Genomic DNA, 17,184 nt, shown 5'->3' with positions numbered 1-17,184 from the left:
CCCACGGGATAATCAATGACCTTGTGGGAGCGGGCTTGACCCGCGATGGGCTGCAACGCGGCCCCCCACCAAAGCCCGGTTTGCGATGACCATGACCCCGACCCTCCCCCGCCGTCCGCGCTGGCGCAGCCTGGCCCTCCTGGCGCTGTGCCTGGCGCCGCTGCTGTGGCCGCTGCAACGTCTGGCCGAGCACTACTACCAGGAGGAACTGGCCAGCCAGAACCGCCAGACCCTGGACCTGTACGTGGCCAACCTGCTGGGCACCCTGCACCGCTACGAGACCCTGCCGCAGATCCTCGGTGACCTGCCGGCATTGCGCGCGGTGCTGGCCGACCCGATACGCCTCGAGACCCTGACCAACGCCAACCGCCTGCTCGACGACATCTGCGCGCAGACCGGCGCCGAGGTGATGTACCTGATGGACGTCAACGGCAACACCCTGGCGGCCTCCAACTGGAACAAGCACGACAACTTTGCCGGGCGCAACTTCTCGTTCCGCCCCTACTTCAGCGAAGCCATGCAGGGCCGGCTGGGGCGTTTCTTCGGCCAGGGCACCACCTCGGCCAAGCGCGGCTACTTCTTCGCCGCAGCAGTGCGTGACGGCGACCAGGTGATCGGCGTACTGGTGGCCAAGATCGACCTGGACCACACCGAAACCCTGTGGGGCAAGACCCCCGAGCAACTGCTGGTGACCGACCACAACGGCGTGGTGATCCTCACCTCGCGCCCCGACTGGCGCTTTCGCGCCACGCGCCCGCTCAGCGAGGCCGAGCGCGATGCGATCGTGGCGATCCAGCCCTACCCCACCACCACGCCCAAGCCCCTCAGGCTCAACCCCGATGCCTGGCTGACCCAGACCCAGGCCATCCCCGAGACCGGCTGGCAGGTCAGCATCCTGGCCCCGCGCACCCTGGTCGACCGCTCGGTGAGCACGGTGCTGTTCATCGGCGCCGCCACCCTGCTGGTGGTGATGCTGCTGCTCGGGCTGGTGATGCAGCGCCGGCGCAACTACATGGACCGCCTCGACTTCGAGGCCCGCGCCCGCCAGGAGCTGGAGCTGCGCGTGGCCGAACGCACCGCCGCCCTCGAAGGCCTCAACAGCCGCCTCAAGACCGAAGTGCTGGAGCGCGAGCAGGCCCAGCAGGAACTGGTACGCGCCCAGGACGAGCTGGTGCAGGCCGGCAAGCTGTCGGTGCTGGGCACCATGTCGGCAAGCATCAGCCATGAGCTCAACCAGCCGCTGGCGGCGATCCGCAGCTACGCCGAGAACGCCGAGATCCTGCTCGACCACCAGCGCACCGACGATGCGCGCAGCAACCTCAAGCTGATCAGCGAACTAACCGGGCGCATGGCCTCGATCATCGCCCACCTGCGCGCCTTCGCCCGGCGTGACCGGCATGCGCCGGAAAGCGTGGCGCTGCAGCCGGCACTGGACGACGCCCTGGCCCTGCTGGCCAAGCGGCGCCGGGCGATGGCGGTGGAACTGGTGCGCGACCTGCCCGAGGCCACCCTGTGGGTGCAGGCCGGCGAAACCCGCCTGCGCCAGGTACTGGGCAACCTGCTGGCCAACGCCCTCGACGCACTGACCGAAAAGGCCAACCCGCGCAAGCTCTGGCTAAGTGCCGAACGCCGCGAAGGCAGCGTCTACCTGACCATTCGCGACAACGGCCCGGGCTTCAGCAGCCAGGCCCTGCTGCGCGCACGCGAGCCGTTCTTCACCACCAAGACGCGCACCCAGGGCCTGGGCCTGGGCCTGGCGATCTGCGATACGCTGATCAACGCGCTGGGCGGTGAGCTGGTGCTGGCCAACCACCCGGAAGGCGGTGCGCTGCTGACCCTGCAACTGCGCGTGGCCACCCCCGGCGCCGCGCTTCAAACCTCGGAGGACTCCTCGGCATGACGACCGACACACTGATCGACAGCCGCACCCAGGTCGTCCTGGTCGATGACGACCCGCACCTGCGTCAGGCCCTGAGCCAGACCCTGGACCTCGCCGGCCTGCGCGTGCTGCCCCTGAGCGACGCCCAGGGCCTGGCCGCGCGCCTGGAAAGCGACTGGCCCGGGGTGGTGGTGAGCGATATCCGCATGCCCGGCATCGACGGCCTGCAACTGCTCGAACAACTGCATGCCCAGGACCCGGACCTGCCGGTGCTGCTGATCACCGGCCACGGCGACGTGCCGCTGGCGGTGCAGGCGATGCGCGCCGGGGCCTACGACTTTCTCGAAAAGCCCTTCGCCAGCGACGCCCTGCTCGACAGCGTGCGCCGCGGCCTGGCGCTGCGCCGCCTGGTGCTGGACAACCGCAGCCTGCGCCTGGCCCTGAGCGATCGCCAGCAACTGAGCACGCGCCTGGTGGGCCAGTCGACCCCGATGGCCCGGCTGCGCGAGCAGATCGGCGCGCTGGCCGGCACCCGCGCCGATGTGCTGATACTGGGCGAGACCGGCGCCGGCAAAGAGGTGGTGGCGCGCGCGCTGCACGACCTGTCGAGCCGGCGCGACGGCCCGTTCGTGGCGATCAACGCCGGTGCCCTGGCCGAATCGGTAGTCGAGAGCGAGCTGTTCGGCCACGAGCCCGGGGCCTTTACCGGGGCGCAGAAGCGGCGCATCGGCAAGTTCGAATTCGCCAATGGCGGCACGCTGTTTCTCGATGAAATCGAGAGCATGAGCCTGGATGTACAGGTCAAGCTGCTGCGCCTGCTGCAGGAGCGGGTGGTCGAGCGCCTGGGCGGCAACCAGCTGATCCCGCTGGATATCCGCATCATCGCCGCCACCAAGGAAGACCTGCGCCAGGCCGCCGACCAGGGGCGTTTTCGCGCCGACCTGTATTACCGCCTAAACGTCGCGCCGCTGCGCATCCCCCCCCTGCGCGAGCGCGGCGACGATGTGCTGATGCTGTTCCAGCACTTTGCCGACGCCGCCAGCGAACGCCACGGCCTGCCCCCCCACGTGCTGCAACCGGCGCAACGTGCGACGCTGCTGCGCCATGCGTGGCCGGGCAACGTGCGCGAGCTACAGAACGCCGCCGAGCGCTTCGCCCTGGGCCTGGAGCTGGCCCTGGACGGCGACAGCCCAGGCCCGGTCGATCAGGCGCAGGCAGCGCCGGGCAGCGGCAACCTCAGCGACCAGGTCGAGCAGTTCGAACGCTCGCTGATCGCCGCCGAACTGACCCGACCGCACAGCTCGATGCGCAGCCTGGCCGAAGCCCTCGGCGTGCCGCGCAAGACCCTGCACGACAAGCTGCGCAAACACGGCCTGAGCTTTGCCGACAGCAATGCCAGTGGCACCGACGACACCGAGGACAACCGCTGATGAACCCGAGCCATTACCTGCAGGACGTGCTGCACGCCGACATCCCGCTGACCCGCGAGATGGGCCTGCAGGTGCTCGACTGGCAGCACCAGCGGCTGCGCCTGCAATTGCCGCTGGCGGCCAACGTCAACCACAAGAGCACCATGTTCGGCGGCAGCCTGTATTGCGCGGCCGTGCTGGCAGGCTGGGGCTGGCTGCACCTGCGCCTGCGCGAGGCGGGCATCGGCGACGGGCATATCGTCATCCAGGAAGGCCAGATCAGCTACCCGCTGCCGGTCACCGGCGCCGGCGTGGCGGTGTGCGCGGCGCCCGAGGCCAAGGTCTGGGAGCGCTTCGTGGCCACCTACCAGCGCTACGGCCGCGCGCGCCTGACCCTGCACACCCAGGTGTTCAACGAAGGCAGTGAAACGCCCGCCGTGCAGTTCGGCGGGCAGTACGTACTACACCGCTGAGGCGAGCGCCAGCAGGCTGGCGCGCCACGGCGCTGCGGCTGGCAGGGCAAGGAAGAAAGGATTGAGCAGGCTTTCGCGGGATGGGTAGGCGAACGGCTGGCCGTCCAGGCCCAGCACTTCGCCGCCGGCGCCTTCGAGCACGCCCTGGGCGGCGGCGGTGTCCCACTGCGAGGTCGGCGCCAGGCGCGGGTAGCAGTCGGCGGCGCCTTCGGCGAGCAGACAGAACTTGAGCGAGCTGCCCACGGAGGTCAGCTCCAGCTCACCCACCGCCGCACTCAGGCCGGCCAACAGGCGCTCCTGCTCGGGGCTGCTGTGGCGGCGGCTGGCGACCACGGTGAACGGGGTGCCGGCAGGCGGCGCCGCACGCACGCTGATCGGCGCTGCCGGCGCGTGCGGGTCTTCGTGCCAGGCGCCCAGGCCCTGGCCACCGTAGTAGCAACGCCCCGTGGTGGGCACCCCGACCACGCCGAATACCACCCGGCCCTGTTCGATCAGGGCGATGTTGACGGTGAACTCTTCGCTGCCGGCGATGAACTCCTTGGTGCCGTCCAGCGGGTCCACCAGCCACCAGCGCTGCCACTGTTGGCGCTCGGCCAGGCCGATGTCGCAGTCTTCCTCGGACAGCACCGGGATATGGGGCGCCAGCCGCTGCAGGCCGGCGGCGATCACGTCGTGGGCGGCGATATCGGCTGCGGTCACCGGCGAGGCATCGAGCTTGGTCTGCACGGCCACGTCCGCACGCCAGAAGGGCAGGATGGCAGCGCCCGCCTGTCGGGTCAGCTGCACCACCTGCTGCATCAGTTCGCGGTCGTTCATGCGCCGAACACGCCGCGCTGGGTCAGCAGGTCACGCACCAGGTACAGCGCCGCCAGCGCCCGCCCTTCGGAGAACTGCGGATGCTGGGCCAGGGCCGAGAGCTCGCGCAGGTTGACCTTGTCGACACGCATCGGCTCGGGCTCGTCGCCCTCCAGGCGCTCTTCGAACAGGTCGGTGGCCAGCACCACCTGGATCTTCTGGCTCATGTAGCCGGGCGACAGCGACAGCTCGGTCAGGTGTTCCAGCTGCCGGGCGCCGAAGCCGGCTTCTTCCTTGAGTTCACGGTTGGCCGCCGCCAGCACGTCTTCACCGGGCTCGATCAGGCCCTTGGGCAGCGACAGCTCGTATTCGTCGGTGCCGCCGCAGTATTCCTCCACCAGCACCGCGTGCTCGGCATCGAGCATCGCCACGATCATCACCGCGCCATAGCCGTTACCGCGCCCGACCAGGCGTTCATAGGTACGTTCGGTGCCGTTGCTGAAGCGCAGCTCGACCGCTTCGACACGGAACAGGCGGCTGCTTGCAACAATTTCGCGGCTGAGGACAGTGGGTTTCTGGCGCATGAGGGGGCGGCTCCTTGGCGGTAACGGGGTACTATACCGTCCACCGAGTCTGGATCGAACGAGAATATTTCACATGCCCTCCCTGGCCTGGCACGACATCGATACCGTATTGCTGGATATGGACGGCACCCTGCTGGACCTGCACTACGACAACCACTTCTGGTTGGAGCACCTGCCCCAGCGCTACGCCGAGCTGCATGGCATCAGCCGTGCGATGGCCGAGCTGGAAATGCAGCCGTTGTTCGAACGCCACGCCGGCTCGCTGAACTGGTACTGCCTGGATTTCTGGAGTGCCGAGCTGAAGCTGCCGGTGCGCGAGCTGAAACTGGAAACGGCCGACCTGATCGCGCTGCGCCCGGACGCCGACACCTTTCTGCAGGCGATCCGCCAGGCCGGCAAGCGGGTGATCCTGATCACCAATGCCCATCGCGATTCGTTGTCGTTGAAGCTGGAGCGGGTGGCGCTGGCGCCCTATTTCGAGCGGCTGATCAGCTCCCATGACTATGGCTTCCCCAAGGAAGACCAGCAATTCTGGAACGCATTGCACGCGGATACCGGGTTCGACCCGGCACGCAGCCTGTTCATCGACGACACCCTGGCGATACTGCGCAGCGCGCGCGACTTTGGCGTGGCGCACCTGCTGGCAGTGCGCCAGCCGGACAGCCGCAAGGGGCCGCGGGATACGGCGGAGTTTGCGGCGCAGGAAGATTATCGGGACTTGTTGCAGGGGCTGTAGGCCGCTTCGCCGGCTCCTACACAAGGCACCTTACCTGTAGGAGCCGGCGTTGCCGGCGAAGACCGCACCACCAAGCTGGAGCCTTACTCCGGAATACGCAGCGTCTGCCCCGGGTAGATCTTGTCGGGATGGCTCAGCAACGGCTTGTTGGCCTCGAAGATCTTGTTGTACTGGTTGGCATTGCCATACACCGCCAACGAAATCGCACTCAGCGTGTCGCCCTTCTTCACCACCACGAAACGCGCCGCCGCCACGACCGGGCCGGTCACGGTGAGCTGGTCGTCCACCGACGCCACGCCGGCAATGTTGCCCAGCGCCAGCAGGATCTTCTCCTTCTCTTCCTGGCTGCCTACCTCGCCCTTGACCGTGACCTTGTCGCCGTCGACGGTGGTCTGGATGTTCGGGTTGCCCAGGCCGACCTTCTGCACGTGCTCCTTCAACTGGTCGTCAGCCTTGGCGTTGCCGGGGGTGAGCAGGTCGATCAGTTTTTCACCCGCTTCTTTCACGAAACTAAAAATGCTCATCCTGTGCTCCTTAGGTATCAATGACCGGAGCAGGCAGTCTAGGACAAGATAGAATGCTTCGCCTGCCAATGCCCCGGAACGACGATGGATATCAAACAACTCAAATTCCTCATCGCCCTGGATGAAACCCGCCACTTCGGCCAGGCCGCCGCGCGCTGCCACGTGACCCAGCCCACGCTGTCGATGCGCCTGCGCAACCTGGAGCGCGAACTGGGCCTGCCGCTGGTCAACCGCGGCCAGCGTTTCGAGGGCTTCACCGCCCAGGGCGAGCGCGTGCTGGCCTGGGCGCGCTCGGTACTCTCGGCCTACGACGGCCTGTACGCCGAGGCCGCCGCCTGTCGCGGGCACCTGGCCGGCACGTTGCGCCTGGGGGTGGTGCCGCTGTCGAGCTTCGACCCGCTGCCGCTACTGCAGCGCCTGCACCGCCAGCACCCCGAGCTGCGTTTCGAGCTGAGCGCGTTGAGCTCCGAACAGATTCTCGACCAGCTGGCGAGCAACCGCCTGGACCTGGGCGTGTCGTACCTGGAGCGTCTCGACAGCGAGCGCTTCGAGGCCCTGCCCCTGGGCGACACACGCATGGGCCTGCTGTTCGACCCACGTCACTTCGCATTCGCCGAACAGCCGTTGAGCTGGGAGGCCGTGGCCGAGCTGCCGCTGGGCCTGCTGACCGCCGGCATGCACTTTCGCCAGTCCATCGACCACGCCTTCCATACCCGCGGCCTGGCCCCGCAGTTGCTGTTGCAGACCGACGCCGTTCATCAGCTGGTGCAAGCGGTGGAGGGTGGCCTGTGCTGCGCGGTGATGCCGCTGAACGCCGGGCTCGAAGCACTCACCGGGCACCTGCGCCTGCAACCGATAGACCAGGCCACCACGCTGGCGCCTCTGGGGCTGATCATGCGCCGCAGCGCGCCGCGCTCGGCCCTGGCCGAGGCCTGCATCGCCGAGTACCGCCTGTCGCTCGACCCGGCGTGATCGACGCGCTCTATCAATGCATCGGCAGTAGCGATTAGACGATACCCGAGTGCAGGCCTAGGCTTAAGGCTGACCTGCCTGCCGGTACCTGCCGATGACCATCAAACCCCCGGCCTGCGTGGCGTCCACGCCCCTGGCCGCGCCCGCTGCCAGCAACCGCTATGACTACCGCCAGCTTGACGACAACAGCCAGGGTGGCGCCGACCTCGCCGAAGAGGTGGCCCTGGCGATCGCCTACAACGGCATCAGCCAGGCGGTGATGCTGGTGAGCCCTACCGATCTGCACGACTTCATCGTCGGTTTCAGCATCGGCAGCGGCATCATCGCCTCCCCCGACGACATCTATGACGTGAGCTTCACGGCCAGCGGCTCGGCCATCCATGCCGAGGTGCAGATAGCCAGCCGCGCCTTCTGGAACCTCAAGAATCAGCGCCGCCAACTGGCCGGCACCAGCGGCTGCGGCCTGTGTGGCGTCGAGGCGGTGGAGCAGGCGCTGCCCGATCTGCAGGTGCTACCTGGCGCGCCCCTGCCGCCGCCGCACTGGCTGGACGGCCTGCGCCAGCGCATCAGCGCCTTCCAGCCACTGGGCCAGCACTGCGGCGCGGTGCACGCGGCACTGTTCATGAACGATCAGGGCGAACTGCTGCTGGGCCGCGAAGACATCGGCCGGCACAACGCCCTGGACAAGCTGATCGGCGCCCTGGTGCGTCAGCACATCGCCCTCGACGGCGGCCTGGCGGTAGTCACCAGCCGCTGCAGCCTGGAGCTGATCCAGAAGGTGCTGCGCGCCGGCATCCAGACCCTGGTGAGCCTGTCTGCGCCCACCGGCCTGGCGCTGCAATGGGCGCGCCGCCACCAGCTCAACCTTATCCACCTGCCGCACCACAGTGCGCCAAGGGTCTACAGCCCGGCGCAGGAGAGTCGCCCGTGAGCCTGCATCATCAAGCCGACCAGAAGCCGGTCCCCCGCTACAAGCCCTACCACGGCGCCGCCGGCGGCTGGGGCGCGCTGCGCAGTGTGGCGCAGGCCTGGATCGGCAGCGACAACGCGCTGAAGAACATCCGCACCCTGCTCAAGACCAACCAGAACGGCGGCTTCGACTGCCCGGGCTGCGCCTGGGGCGACTCGCCGGAAAGCGGCATGGTCAAGTTTTGCGAGAACGGCGCCAAGGCGGTCAACTGGGAGGCCACCAAGCGCCGGGTCGATGCGGCCTTCTTCGCCCGCCACAGCGTCACCTCGCTGCTGGGCCAGAGCGACTACTGGCTGGAGTACCAGGGCCGGCTCACCGAGCCGATGGTGTACAACCCCTCCAACGACCGTTACCAGCCGATCAGCTGGGACAACGCCTTCGCCCTGATCGCGCGCCACCTCAACGGCCTGACCAGCCCCGACCAGGCGGAGTTCTATACCTCGGGCCGGGCCAGCAACGAGGCGGCCTACCTGTACCAGTTGTTCGTGCGCGCCTACGGCACCAACAACTTCCCGGACTGCTCGAACATGTGCCACGAGGCCAGCGGCGTGGCCCTGGGCCAGAGCGTCGGGGTCGGCAAGGGTACGGTGACCTTCGACGATTTCGAGCACGCCGACGCGATCTTCGTGTGGGGCCAGAACCCTGGTACCAACCACCCGCGCATGCTTGAACCGCTGCGCGAAGCGGTCAAGCGCGGTGCCCAGGTGGTGTGCGTGAACCCGCTCAAGGAGCGCGGCCTGGAGCGCTTCCAGCACCCGCAGCACCCGCTGGAGATGCTCACCAACGATGATCGTCCGACCAACACCGCCTATTTTCGCCCCGCCCTGGGCGGCGACATGGCGCTGCTGCGCGGCATGGCCAAGTTCCTCCTGCAGTGGGAGCGCGAGGCGCAGGCAACAGGTGCGCCAGCGGTGTTCGACCATGCCTTCATCGCCGAGCACACTGCGGCCGTGGAGGCCTACCTTGAAGTGGTCGAGGCCAGCAGCTGGGAGCAGATCGTGCAGCAGTCGGGCCTGGGCCTGGCCGATATCGAGCAGGCCGCACGCATGTATGCGCGGGCCGAAAAAGTCATCATGTGCTGGGCCATGGGCATCACCCAGCACCGTCACTCGGTGCCGACCATCCAGGAAATCGCCAACCTGATGCTGCTGCGCGGCAACCTTGGGGTGCCAGGGGCCGGGCTATGCCCCGTACGCGGCCACAGCAACGTGCAGGGCGACCGTACCATGGGCATCAACGAACGCCCGCCGGTGGCGCTGCTGGATGCGCTGGAGCGCCGCTTCGGCTTTGCCGTGCCGCGCCACAACGGCCACAACACGGTGGAGGCGATTCGCGCCATGCTCGATGGCAAGGCGCGGGTGTTCATCGGGCTGGGCGGCAACTTCGCCCAGGCCACCCCCGACACCGAGCGCACTGCACAGGCGCTGCGCAACTGCGAGCTGACGGTGCAGATCAGCACCAAGCTCAACCGCAGCCACCTGATCCACGGGCAGCAGGCGCTGATTCTGCCCTGCCTGGGACGCACCGATATCGACCTGCAGGGCGAAGGCCCGCAGGCAGTGACGGTGGAGGACTCGTTCAGCATGGTGCATGCCTCCAACGGCCAGCTCAAACCGCTGTCGCGCCAGATGCGCTCGGAGCCGGCGGTGATCGCCGGAATCGCTGCCGCCACCCTGGGCAGCAAACCGGTGGACTGGCACTGGCTGGTGGCCGACTATGGGCGCATTCGCGAACTGATCGCCGACACCATTCCAGGGTTCGAGGGGTTCAACCAGCGCCTGCAGCACCCCGGTGGCTTCTACCTGGGCAACAGCGCCGGCCAGCGCCAGTGGAAGACACCCAGCGGGCGGGCCAACTTCAAGGCCAATGCGTTGCCCGACGACCTGCTGCACGAGAGCGTGCGCGCCAGCGGCCAGGTGCCGGACCTGATCATGCAGTCGATGCGTTCCCACGATCAGTACAACACCACCATCTACGGGTTGGATGACCGTTACCGTGGGGTCAAGGGGCAGCGCGACGTGCTGTTCGCCAACGAGGCGGATATCATCCGGCTGGGTTTCAACCCCGGTGACAAGGCCGATATCGTGTCGTTGTGGGGCGATGGCCGCGAGCGCCGGGTCAAGGGCTTCACCTTGCTGGCGTTCGACATTCCGGCGGGGCAGGCGGCAGCCTACTACCCCGAGGTGAACCCGCTGGTGCCGCTGGAAAGCGTGGGCGATGGCAGCCATACGCCGACGTCGAAGTTCGTGGCGATCAGGATCGAGGCGGCCAGCGCCACGGCCAGGATCATCTAGGCCCCTTCGCCGGCAACGCCGGCTCCCACAGGGTCTTGCGGCGCATGCAGAACGCTGTGGGAGCTGGCTTGCCAGCGAAGAGGCCAGTTCGTTCAGCGGATAACTGCAGGCAAGAAAAAGGCCCTGGCATCACTGCCAGGGCCTTCGTCCCAAGTAAGCTCAGACCCGCAAAAACGCATTAAGTTTCACTGTAAAAACAGTAACTTATAAAATTGTATACACGTCGTGCCAATCGTCGGATTTGCGTTGCCAGCGCGTGTTGCAGAGCCTCAGGATCGCCTCGTCATCCCTTTGAGGCTCCCTTATGAAGTACTCCTCGATTCTGCTGTTGTCTCTCGGCCTGCTCAGTGGCGTTGCCTCGGCAGGTGGCTCCACCGAAGCCGGTATCGGCGGCGCATTGGGCGGGGTATTGGGTTCGGTGGTTGGCCAGTCGATCGGTGGCAGCACCGGTTCGGCCATCGGCGCCGGCCTGGGCGGTGCAGCCGGTAGCGCGGTAGGTGCCGACAAGCGCAGCCGCGGCGAGGCGGCCATCGGTGGCGCACTGGGTGCGGCCGGCGGCAACGTGGTGGGCCGCAGCGTGGGCGGCAACACCGGCAGCCTGATCGGCGCCGCAGCCGGCGGCGGTGCGGGCGGTGCACTGGGCAACTACATGGGCAACAAGAGCGACGACGAAGACCGCCGCTACAACAACCGCGGCCGCGGCTACGACGACCGCCGCCACTACCGCGATCGCGGCCACCACTACGGCCATCGCAAGCACGACAAACGCTGGCGTCACCGCTGAATTCCATCGACGCTGCCGGCCCCGCGCCGGCAGCGCCGCAGTTGTACCCGCAAACGTAGCAATCAAGCCATGTGCCATCACGCCATTGGCTTAAGCCATTCACCTAAGCCTTTCCCCGCCCCGCCCCCTGCGCGAAAACCTTCGAGCCTGTTGTCCGGCCAGCTTTCCAGCCTTTTATATTGACTGTCCGATCAACATCGGCAGGGGCCTGTTTGCGTCGGCTGTTTTGTGACTGATGGGTCGGCTTAAGGGGCGTCCCGATTTTGACGTCAAATAGCAATCGCTATGATCCGCCCCACCTTAAGCGACGCAGTGGGCGCACGGAATGCGGATGTACCTGGGAATATGGATCGGCACGGCCCTCGGCGCCTGCGGCCTGCTGCTCGACCTGCTGCCCCTGGGCCTGGCCGGGCTGTCGCTGGTGCTGCTTGCCAGCACCTTGCTGCGCCCGCGCCCCGTGGCACAGGTGGCTGCGGTCAGCGACGCGCCCATCGTGCTCGAACAGCCGCCACTGCACACCCTGCTGCCGGTGGTGGCGCCCAGCTGGATCGACAGCCTCCAACAGAGCCGAACCCTGCTGGGCGACAACATCAGCCAGTTGCTCGAACGCTTCGGCGCCATCAACCAACGCCTGGAACACAGCCTCAACGACGCCGACAACGTGCTGGCCAATGGCGGCGTGGGCGAGAACCTGCGCGAGGCCAACCAGCGTCTGCGCCGGGTCACCGAAAGCTTCGCCGCCAGCAGCCAGCGCCAGCATGAATTTCTGACCACCATCAATCATCTGGGCAGCTACGCCGGCCAGCTCCAGCAGATGGCCAAGCGCGTGCAGGAAGTTGCCAGCCAGACCAACCTGCTGGCGCTCAATGCCGCCATCGAGGCTGCCCGCGCCGGCGAGTTCGGCCGCGGCTTCTCGGTGGTCGCCGACGAGGTGCGCAAGCTCTCCAGCCTGTCGGCCGAGACCGGCCAGTCGATGGACGCCAAGGTGGGCGAGATCAACCAGTCGATCCAGTCCAGCATCGATGCCGCCACCGCGCTGGGCAGCGAAGAGCAGGCCAACCTGCGCGAGCTGGAGCAGGTGCTCGACGAGGTGATCAGCGACCTGGGCGGCAACCTCGACGCCCTCGACGGCGCCTCGCGGGCGCTGCAACAGGATGCCCGCGCCACCCAGGCAGATATCCACGCGATCATGGTCAGCCTGCAGTTCCAGGATCGCGCCGACCAGATGCTCGACCACCTGCAGGCCGACCTGCTGCAACTGCTCGATGCCCTGGCGCACGACGACCCGCGCCTGCACGACCCGCAAGGCTGGCTGCAGCAATTGCGCCAGCGCTTCACCACCAGCGAGGAACGGGCTGGCCACAGCCAGTCGGCATCCAGCAGCGACGTGACCTTTTTCTAACTCCGGAAGCCCTGAACATGGCCAAGACCATCCTGATCGTGGACGACTCCGCCTCGATGCGCCAACTCGTGAAAATCAGCCTGGCCAGCGCCGGCCACCAGGTCATCGAAGCCTGTGACGGGCGCGACGCGCTGAACAAGCTCACCGGGCAGAAGATCAACCTGGTGATCAGCGACGTGAACATGCCCAACCTGGACGGCATCGGCCTGGTCAAGGCGCTCAAGGCGCGCAACGAATACCGCTTCACCCCGATCATGATGCTCACCACCGAAAGCGAGCAGGCCAAGAAGGCCGAGGGCCAGGCCGCCGGAGCGCGGGCCTGGATCGTCAAGCCGTTCCAGCCCCAGCAGTTGCTGGCGGCTGTCGAAAAGCTGATTGGCTGACGCGCATGTTCACACTCGCCGCAGCCACCGCCGACACCCCCGCACGGCTACGCCTGGACGGCGACCTGACCATCTATGAGGTGCGCGCCGCACGCGAGCAGTTGCTGGCCCTGTTGCCCGCTCAGCCAGTGCCCTGGCAACTGGACCTGGGCGGCCTGGACGAGCTCGACAGTGCCGGCGTGCAACTGCTGCTGAGCCTGCACAAGACCCTCTGCGCAAATGGCCACGAGGCCGAGGTGATCGCCCTGCCGGGCAACGCCCGGGCGTTGCTGGAGCTGCTGCGCCTGCCCGCATTGTGCCCGGCCGGTACCCCCGTGCCGTGCGAGGAGTGAGCATGTTCGACGCCGAGCAATGGAGCCAGCTGCTGCAGGGCTTTCTCGAAGAGGCCCGCGACCTGCTCAAGGAAGCCGAAGACAGCCTGCTGCGCCTGGAAACCCGCCCCGATGACGACGCGGCGATCAACGCGCTGTTTCGCGCCGTGCACACGCTCAAGGGCTCGGCGGGGATCTTCTCCCTCGACCCACTGGTGGCGCTGGCGCACCAGCTGGAAAACCTGCTGATGGGGGTACGCGACGGTGCGCGGGTGCTGGACGCTCCGCTCACCTCGTTGATGCTGCAGTGCATGGACGAACTGGGGGTGATGCTCGACAGCATCGACCCGCAGCAGGTCAGCATGCCAGCGCACACGCCACGCCAGGCCGCCCTGCTGGCGGCATTGCAGGCGCATCAGGGCGAGCTGCCCGCGTCTGTGGACAACCCGCTGGCAGCCCCGCACGGTGCGCCCCGCTTGCGTACCTGGCACCTGTCGATCCGCTTTGCCAGCGAGCTGCTGAGCAACGGCTTCGACCCGGCGGCGTTCATCCGCTACCTGGCGCGGCTGGGCGACATCCTCAGCCTGCAGACCCTCACCTGGGCCGTGCCGGAGCTCGACAGCCTCGACCCGGAGGCCTGCTACCTGGGCTTCGAAGTGAGCCTGCACAGCGACGCCAGCCGCGAGCAGCTCGAAGACGTGTTCGCCCTGGTGCAGGACTTCTGCACCCTGCGCCTGCAGGCCCAGGAGCCGACCGATACCGCCTTGCCGGCCGAACCCCGCGCACCGGCGCAAACGTTGGCGCCTGCAACCGCCACACCCTTGCCATCGATGCCCGCCGGCGAGCCGCGCACTGCCTCCAGCAGCCAGGTCAAGGTGGCTGCGCAAAAGCTCGACGAGCTGATCAACCTGGTCGGCGAGCTGGTCATCGCCACCGCCGGCGCCCAGATGCAGGCCCTGCGCAGTGCCCACGCCGCCTGCATCGAAAGCGTGCAGGCGGTGCAGCAACATGTGGAGCAGATCCGCGAGCGGGCGCTGAAACTGCGCATGGTCGAAGTGGGCGAGACCTTCAACCGCTTCCACCGCGTGGTGCGCGATGTGAGTCAGGCGCTGGACAAGCAGATTGCGCTGACCATCAGCGGCGGCGACACCGAGCTGGACAAGACCCTGATCGACCGCATCGCCGACCCGCTGGTGCACCTGGTGCGCAACGCCATCGACCACGGCATCGAGGCCCCTGCCGAGCGCCGCGCCGCCGGCAAGCCCGAGCAGGGTCAGCTGCGCCTGAACGCCTACCACGACTCGGGCATGATCGTGCTCGAGATCCAGGATGACGGGCGCGGCCTGAACACCGCGAAGATCCGCGAAAAGGCCATCGCCCGCGGCATGCTCGACAGCGATTCGCCGATGAGCGAACAGGACATCCACTTGCTGATCTTCGAAGCGGGTTTTTCCACCGCCGAGCAGGTGTCCAACCTGTCCGGACGCGGGGTGGGCATGGACGTGGTGCGCAGCGCCATCGACCAGTTGCGCGGGGTCATCGAGATCGACTCCAGGGCCGGCCATGGCTGCACCTTCCGCATCCGCCTGCCGCTGACCCTGGCGATCATCGACGGGTTTCTGGTGAGCGTGGGCGAGGAGCACTTCGTGATCCCGCTGGACATGGTCACCGAATGCATGGAGGCCCCCGCCAACCAGGCCGAGCAGGGCCACCTGAACCTGCGCGGGCGGCCGCTGCCGTGCATCGACCTGCAACCGCATTTCGGCCTGCCGCGCAGCGCCTGCGTGCGCCGCAACATCGTGGTGGTCAGCCAGGGTCGGCAGCATGCCGGGCTGATCGTCGACCAGTTGCACGGCGAGCTGCAGACCGTGATCAAGCCCTTGGGGCAACTGTTCCAACACCTCAGTGGCATCAGCGGCTCGACCATCCTCGGCTCTGGCCAGGTGGCGCTGATACTCGATATCCCCAGCCTGTTCCGCCAGTCGCAGCAACGCGCCGAAGGCGAGACGCCGCACCTGTTGCCAAGCCCTTCCGGAGAATAGACATGCAGTTGATCAGCAATATGAAGATAGGCGTGCGCCTGACCCTCGGCTTTCTGCTGGTGGTGGCGCTGACCGCGCTCATCGGAGTCATCGGCCTGCGCAACCTGGAGCAGGTCAACGGCCTGTCGGACCGCATGTACGAGCTGGACGTGGCCGGCCTGAGCACCTTGCAGCAAGCCAACATCCAGCTGCTGATGGCCAACCGCGCCGTGCGCCAGAGCCTGCTCTCCACCACCGCCCAGGAGCGCGACCAGTCGGCCGCCACCGCCCGTGCGGCGATGGAAAAGACCCGCGAACTGCTGATCAAGGCGCGCGAGCACTTCATCACCAAGGAAGGCCGCGCCCAGGTGGAAAGAATCGACGCGCCGCTGCAGGCCTACATCAGCGTGGCCAACCAGTTGCTGGGGGTGCACCAGCAGTCGGGCGACCTGCAGATTGCTTCCGAAGCGCTGGCGCTGATGCCGCAGAACGTCGCGGCGGCCAACGTGGTCGACCAGTTGCTGGGTGAGGCCAGCGCTGCCAAGCAGGCGCGCGCCGGCGAGGCGAACGCCGAGATCAGCGTCATCTACGAACGCTCGCGGGTGCAGATGATCGCCCTGGTCGCCGCCGCAACCCTGATCGGCATGCTGATCGGCGTGCTGGTCACCCGCAGCATCACCCGGCCGCTGGCAGGCGCAGTGCAGGCCGCCGACCGCATGGCCGCCGGCGATCTGAGCCAGGACCTGGTAGTGACCCACAAGGACGAGACCGGGCAGTTGCTGGGCTCGATGCAGAACATGACCCTGCGCCTGCGCAGCATCCTGGGCGATGTGCGCAGCGCCGCCGATGCGCTGTCGTCGGCCTCCGAACAGGTCAGTTCGACCTCGCAATCGCTGAGCCAGGCGGCCAACGAGCAAGCCGCCAGCGTCGAACAGACCAGCGCTTCGGTCGAGCAGATGTCGGCCTCGATCGCGCAGAACACCGAAAGCGCCAAGGTCACCGACGGCATCGCCGGCAAGGCGGCCAACGACGCGGTGCAGGGCGGCGGCGCAGTGGGCGACACGGTGCTGGCGATGAAGCAGATCGCCGAGAAGATCGGCATCATCGACGACATTGCCTACCAGACCAACCTGCTGGCGCTCAACGCCGCCATCGAGGCCGCCCGTGCCGGCGATCACGGCAAGGGCTTTGCCGTGGTGGCCGCCGAGGTGCGCAAGCTGGCCGAACGCAGCCAGGTGGCAGCGCAGGAAATCGGCCAGGTGGCCTCCAGCAGCGTGCAACTGGCCGAACAGGCCGGCAGCCTGCTCAGCGAGATCGTGCCCAACATCCAGAAGACCTCGGACCTGGTGCAGGAAATCACCGCCGCCTCGCAGGAGCAGAGCAGCGCCGCCGGGCAGATCAACATCGCCATGGGCCAGATGAACCAGATCACCCAGCAGAACGCCTCGGCTTCCGAAGAGCTGGCCGCCACCGCCGAAGAGATGAACGCCCAGGCCGGCCAGTTGCAGGAGCTGATCGGCTTCTTCCGCTTCGAGGCCGGCAGCACTGCGCGTGCCCTGCCCCGGGTGGGCGAACCGCAAGTCGGCGCCTACAAGCCCACCCACAAGGCGCTGATCGATGAAGGCCAGTTCGTCAGCTTCACTTGAC

Annotated in this window: 16 protein-coding genes; 13 read left to right on the top strand and 3 right to left on the bottom strand. The window is 67.3% G+C overall.

Annotation, left to right across the window (positions count from 1 at the left end):
* Positions 1 to 85 precede the first annotated feature (85 nt).
* From LOY33_RS01210 to LOY33_RS01200, 3 genes are read left to right on the top strand one after another with little or no spacing between them, the layout of a single operon-like run.
* Positions 86 to 1,900, top strand: a complete 1,815-nt coding sequence (locus tag LOY33_RS01210) for an ATP-binding protein (protein ID WP_081315192.1) — start codon at positions 86 to 88, stop codon at positions 1,898 to 1,900.
* Positions 1,897 to 3,309 carry a sigma-54 dependent transcriptional regulator gene (locus LOY33_RS01205; RefSeq protein ID WP_043861648.1) on the top strand — a complete coding sequence of 471 codons (1,413 nt, stop codon included), beginning with the start codon at positions 1,897 to 1,899 and terminating at the stop codon, positions 3,307 to 3,309. The genes LOY33_RS01210 and LOY33_RS01205 overlap by 4 nt, the downstream gene beginning before the upstream one ends.
* Positions 3,309 to 3,761, top strand: a complete 453-nt coding sequence (locus LOY33_RS01200; protein ID WP_043861647.1) for a YiiD C-terminal domain-containing protein — start codon at positions 3,309 to 3,311, stop codon at positions 3,759 to 3,761. Before LOY33_RS01205 ends, LOY33_RS01200 begins: the two co-directional genes overlap by 1 nt.
* Here the strand turns inward: LOY33_RS01200 and cysQ are convergent.
* Positions 3,750 to 4,577: a 3'(2'),5'-bisphosphate nucleotidase CysQ gene (gene cysQ / locus LOY33_RS01195; RefSeq protein WP_229589770.1), complete on the bottom strand. Its 828-nt coding sequence runs from the start codon at positions 4,575 to 4,577 to the stop codon at positions 3,750 to 3,752. The two genes, LOY33_RS01200 and cysQ, sit on opposite strands and share 12 nt — an antisense overlap.
* Entirely contained in the window at positions 4,574 to 5,140 is a 567-nt protein-coding gene (gene nudE / locus LOY33_RS01190; RefSeq protein ID WP_043861645.1) for an ADP compounds hydrolase NudE, read from the bottom strand. Before nudE ends, cysQ begins: the two co-directional genes overlap by 4 nt.
* Positions 5,141 to 5,213: 73 nt before the next feature.
* On the opposite strand from nudE, the gene yrfG reads away from it, so the two are divergent.
* Positions 5,214 to 5,876: a GMP/IMP nucleotidase gene (gene yrfG, locus LOY33_RS01185; protein WP_258660774.1), complete on the top strand. Its 663-nt coding sequence runs from the start codon at positions 5,214 to 5,216 to the stop codon at positions 5,874 to 5,876.
* Between the two features lie 83 nt (positions 5,877 to 5,959).
* Here yrfG and lysM read toward each other — a convergent pair whose 3' ends face one another.
* Positions 5,960 to 6,400, bottom strand: coding sequence for a peptidoglycan-binding protein LysM (gene lysM, locus LOY33_RS01180; RefSeq protein WP_058541679.1), 441 nt, complete (start codon positions 6,398 to 6,400; stop codon positions 5,960 to 5,962).
* Between the two features lie 84 nt (positions 6,401 to 6,484).
* Here lysM and LOY33_RS01175 point away from each other — a divergent pair, with 84 nt between their 5' ends.
* From LOY33_RS01175 to LOY33_RS01135, 9 genes are all read left to right on the top strand, one after another.
* A complete protein-coding gene (locus LOY33_RS01175; protein WP_054915921.1) occupies positions 6,485 to 7,372 on the top strand; it encodes a LysR family transcriptional regulator in 888 nt (295 codons plus the stop codon).
* Positions 7,373 to 7,466: 94 nt separating this feature from the next.
* Positions 7,467 to 8,303: a formate dehydrogenase accessory sulfurtransferase FdhD gene (fdhD, locus tag LOY33_RS01170; RefSeq protein WP_043861641.1), complete on the top strand. Its 837-nt coding sequence runs from the start codon at positions 7,467 to 7,469 to the stop codon at positions 8,301 to 8,303.
* The gene (locus tag LOY33_RS01165; protein WP_258660771.1) at positions 8,300 to 10,636 is read left to right on the top strand and encodes an FdhF/YdeP family oxidoreductase; all 2,337 of its coding nucleotides are present in this window, start codon (positions 8,300 to 8,302) and stop codon (positions 10,634 to 10,636) included. The genes fdhD and LOY33_RS01165 overlap by 4 nt, the downstream gene beginning before the upstream one ends.
* A 304-nt stretch (positions 10,637 to 10,940) precedes the next feature.
* Positions 10,941 to 11,420, top strand: a complete 480-nt coding sequence (locus LOY33_RS01160; protein WP_043861639.1) for a glycine zipper domain-containing protein — start codon at positions 10,941 to 10,943, stop codon at positions 11,418 to 11,420.
* A gap of 325 nt (positions 11,421 to 11,745) precedes the next feature.
* Positions 11,746 to 12,822, top strand: coding sequence for a methyl-accepting chemotaxis protein (locus tag LOY33_RS01155; protein ID WP_043861638.1), 1,077 nt, complete (start codon positions 11,746 to 11,748; stop codon positions 12,820 to 12,822).
* A 17-nt stretch (positions 12,823 to 12,839) separates the two neighbouring features.
* Positions 12,840 to 13,205 (top strand): response regulator, encoded by a 366-nt coding sequence (locus tag LOY33_RS01150; protein ID WP_043861637.1) that lies wholly within the window; start codon positions 12,840 to 12,842, stop codon positions 13,203 to 13,205.
* Between the two features lie 5 nt (positions 13,206 to 13,210).
* Entirely contained in the window at positions 13,211 to 13,537 is a 327-nt protein-coding gene (locus tag LOY33_RS01145; RefSeq protein ID WP_258660769.1) for a lipid asymmetry maintenance protein MlaB, read from the top strand.
* A 2-nt stretch (positions 13,538 to 13,539) separates the two neighbouring features.
* Positions 13,540 to 15,558, top strand: a complete 2,019-nt coding sequence (locus LOY33_RS01140) for a chemotaxis protein CheA (RefSeq protein WP_043861635.1) — start codon at positions 13,540 to 13,542, stop codon at positions 15,556 to 15,558.
* A gap of 2 nt (positions 15,559 to 15,560) precedes the next feature.
* Positions 15,561 to 17,183: a methyl-accepting chemotaxis protein gene (locus tag LOY33_RS01135; RefSeq protein WP_043861634.1), complete on the top strand. Its 1,623-nt coding sequence runs from the start codon at positions 15,561 to 15,563 to the stop codon at positions 17,181 to 17,183.
* Position 17,184: the final 1 nt, after the last annotated feature.

The organism is Pseudomonas sp. B21-036 (genome assembly GCF_024748925.1).
Taxonomy (GTDB): Bacteria; Pseudomonadota; Gammaproteobacteria; order Pseudomonadales; family Pseudomonadaceae; genus Aquipseudomonas; species Aquipseudomonas palmensis.
Note: the sequence above shows the minus strand (reverse complement) of the source record. Positions and strands in the feature narration are given on the sequence as shown.

Coding starts and splice junctions, on each gene's coding strand:
- LOY33_RS01135 (WP_043861634.1), top strand. CDS start 15,561: ATGCAGTTGATCAGCAATATGAAGATAGGCGTGCGCCTGACCCTCGGC.
- yrfG (WP_258660774.1), top strand. CDS start 5,214: ATGCCCTCCCTGGCCTGGCACGACATCGATACCGTATTGCTGGATATG.
- LOY33_RS01145 (WP_258660769.1), top strand. CDS start 13,211: ATGTTCACACTCGCCGCAGCCACCGCCGACACCCCCGCACGGCTACGC.
- LOY33_RS01205 (WP_043861648.1), top strand. CDS start 1,897: ATGACGACCGACACACTGATCGACAGCCGCACCCAGGTCGTCCTGGTC.
- LOY33_RS01175 (WP_054915921.1), top strand. CDS start 6,485: ATGGATATCAAACAACTCAAATTCCTCATCGCCCTGGATGAAACCCGC.
- LOY33_RS01160 (WP_043861639.1), top strand. CDS start 10,941: ATGAAGTACTCCTCGATTCTGCTGTTGTCTCTCGGCCTGCTCAGTGGC.
- LOY33_RS01200 (WP_043861647.1), top strand. CDS start 3,309: ATGAACCCGAGCCATTACCTGCAGGACGTGCTGCACGCCGACATCCCG.
- LOY33_RS01155 (WP_043861638.1), top strand. CDS start 11,746: ATGCGGATGTACCTGGGAATATGGATCGGCACGGCCCTCGGCGCCTGC.
- lysM (WP_058541679.1), bottom strand. CDS start 6,400: ATGAGCATTTTTAGTTTCGTGAAAGAAGCGGGTGAAAAACTGATCGAC.
- fdhD (WP_043861641.1), top strand. CDS start 7,467: ATGACCATCAAACCCCCGGCCTGCGTGGCGTCCACGCCCCTGGCCGCG.
- LOY33_RS01210 (WP_081315192.1), top strand. CDS start 86: ATGACCATGACCCCGACCCTCCCCCGCCGTCCGCGCTGGCGCAGCCTG.
- cysQ (WP_229589770.1), bottom strand. CDS start 4,577: ATGAACGACCGCGAACTGATGCAGCAGGTGGTGCAGCTGACCCGACAG.
- LOY33_RS01140 (WP_043861635.1), top strand. CDS start 13,540: ATGTTCGACGCCGAGCAATGGAGCCAGCTGCTGCAGGGCTTTCTCGAA.
- LOY33_RS01150 (WP_043861637.1), top strand. CDS start 12,840: ATGGCCAAGACCATCCTGATCGTGGACGACTCCGCCTCGATGCGCCAA.
- nudE (WP_043861645.1), bottom strand. CDS start 5,140: ATGCGCCAGAAACCCACTGTCCTCAGCCGCGAAATTGTTGCAAGCAGC.